This window comes from Moorena sp. SIO2C4 (assembly GCF_010672485.1).
Classification (GTDB): domain Bacteria; phylum Cyanobacteriota; class Cyanobacteriia; order Cyanobacteriales; family Coleofasciculaceae; genus Moorena; species Moorena producens.
The window spans coordinates 1-2143 of sequence record NZ_JAAHGN010001191.1; the positions used below are offsets into that span (position 1 = coordinate 1).

General features: G+C 42.3%; 3 protein-coding genes. 2 read left to right on the forward strand and 1 reads right to left on the reverse strand.

Going from position 1 to position 2143, the window contains the following annotated elements; translation table 11 throughout:
- Nucleotides 1-200 precede the first annotated feature (200 nt).
- The gene (locus F6K20_RS35425; RefSeq protein WP_287250309.1) at nucleotides 201-467 is read left to right on the forward strand and encodes a hypothetical protein; all 267 of its coding nucleotides are present in this window, start codon (nucleotides 201-203) and stop codon (nucleotides 465-467) included.
- Nucleotides 468-638: 171 nt separating this feature from the next.
- On the opposite strand, the gene F6K20_RS35430 is transcribed toward F6K20_RS35425, so the two are convergent.
- The gene (locus F6K20_RS35430; RefSeq protein ID WP_071106252.1) at nucleotides 639-896 is read right to left on the reverse strand and encodes a hypothetical protein; all 258 of its coding nucleotides are present in this window, start codon (nucleotides 894-896) and stop codon (nucleotides 639-641) included.
- 541 nt (nucleotides 897-1437) lie between these two features.
- Between F6K20_RS35430 and F6K20_RS35435 the strand changes: the two genes are divergently transcribed.
- On the forward strand, nucleotides 1438-1821 hold the full coding sequence (locus tag F6K20_RS35435) for an endonuclease domain-containing protein (protein ID WP_008186627.1): 384 nt from the start codon (nucleotides 1438-1440) through the stop codon (nucleotides 1819-1821).
- Nucleotides 1822-2143: the final 322 nt, after the last annotated feature.

Genomic DNA, 2143 nt, shown 5'->3' on the forward strand with positions numbered 1-2143 from the left:
TAAATGGTTGTAAGCGTGGAAGGTCAGAAAAACTATTGCATTGTTATAACGGGTGATATGGGCTATGTAGTTGATGTGGGAGGTTAGAAAAAACTATTGCAGCGATGCAATTAACTTTGATCCGGTGGGTGGAATGGGCAGCAGGGGTGTAAAATGTATTAAGTGTTTACAATGTATTAAGGGTGGAATAGGTATCAGGGGTGGAATGGGCATCTTGCCCGTTTCATTTCCGGGCGGGCTGTCCCAAGAATGGCTACGAGGCGGTCAGAGCGGATCCTTGGGTGGTGCGTTACGGGGCGACTTCAGGGGCGAAGAGGTTGAACATGAGGACAAGCCCGCCCCTAACACACCCTACGCAACTGCCCGATTCCCGATTCCCGATTCCCGATTCCCGATTCCCTACTCCCTGTTCCCTGTTCCCTGTTCCCTGTTCCCTCAACAAAAAAATTCGGTCAAGTTTTGGTTAATTCCAATGCTTGACCGAATTATTTTTTGTAATAGTCAACAACCCTAGAGTCCTTGACTATGTGTTCACCAAATCAACAACATACAAACTTAGGTCTTAGACTTCAGACTTCGTAATTTATCCTGAGTTTTGACCTGTAGCCAGGGATGCAAATCCCTGGCAAGTTGCTATCTTAATCTACCGACAGATGTCGAATCAAAATACTGATCACCTCACCAGGATTTCCGGTAGGTTGAGGAGTGCTCCACTCATGAACTTGGGCGTAGCCACGGCTATAAAGATTATAGATTGTGACCCGCACGGTTTTGGGAGAACCGATCAATATATGTTTGATTTGCTCCCGTCCTGGCTGGGGTTGGCCAAATAATTCAGGGAGATTAGGATTGTTGGGATTATACTCAAAATTTGGGAGAAAGTTTTCGATGTCCATAATGTTTTTTTGTGTTGTATTGGCGACATTTTTATGGTAATAAATAATTATTTATTTTGTCAAGTATTTTTCATTTTTTTTTATAAAGGGGGTATAAATATCAAATTTTTGATTAGTTTTTTTTTTGTTTTTTTTGGTTAATTAAAAATAGCGATCGCATTAAAATTGAGACCGTAATCATGCGATCGCTTAGCGGCTGATATCATCGCCTTTTTTTAGGGATTATGAATTAGGGATTATGAATTAGAGTAATGGTGTTAGATTGGGGGAGTCCTTTCCCGTAGTGCCTCCTACATACCATCGCTTTCCATAGCATTTCTTTACCAAGGGGTAAAGTCGGAAAATCGATCTAGAAAGTCCCCCTTATTAAGGGGGATAATGGGGGATCTAAACCCGGAAGCAGATCCGAAAAGCTCGATCCTCCCAGCCCGCTGTGATCATTGGGTAAAGTCGGAAAATCGATCTAGAAAGTCCCCCTTATTAAGGGGGATAATGGGGGATCTAAACCCATGCAAAAAACCACAAAATCGATTAGTTTTAAATGTGCGATCGCCAACAAAGACAATTCCATCTTCCTTATAATTACAAGTTAGTAAGCAGAGCTAGAGGATTAAGGAAAACTATGACCCCAGTCGAGAAAAAGCTGTGGTCTTGCTATTTGAAAAATTTTCAGTTTAGAGTCTTGCGACAAAGACCAATAGCGAATTTTATTGTTGACTTTTATTGTGCTGCTTTAAAATTAGTTATTGAAGTTGATGGGGATTCTCATTATACAGAATCTGGCCAAGCTTATGACGAAGAAAGAACTCACATTCTTGAAGGTTATGGATTAAAAGTAATTCGATTTACCAATGATGAAGTATTGCATAATTTTGAAGCAGTGTGCGATCGGATCAGCAGTGAGCTTCCCCCTAGCACAACCTAGAGCTGTTTCAAAATTCAATAAGTTGCGGCTCTTTGGTGAGTATCAAATTTTTTTAGGGATTAGGATAATAGAGTTAGATTGGGGGAGTGGAATCGCGCTTTTTATACCATTTTCTAGTGCGATCCCCCCCAGCCCCCCTTAATAAGGGGGGAGTCCGGAAATCGATCTAGTTTGTGCCCCTTATTAAGGCAGACCAAGGGGGGAGTAAGCTCTTTCTCTCCCATTTCCTAACTCGATCCCCCCCTGCCCCCCTTAATAAGGGGGGAGTCCGGAAATCGATCTAGTTTGTGCCCCTTATTAAGGCAGACCAAGGGCGGAGTAA

Coding starts and splice junctions, on each gene's coding strand:
- F6K20_RS35430 (WP_071106252.1), bottom strand. CDS start 896: ATGGACATCGAAAACTTTCTCCCAAATTTTGAGTATAATCCCAACAAT.
- F6K20_RS35435 (WP_008186627.1), top strand. CDS start 1,438: ATGTGCGATCGCCAACAAAGACAATTCCATCTTCCTTATAATTACAAG.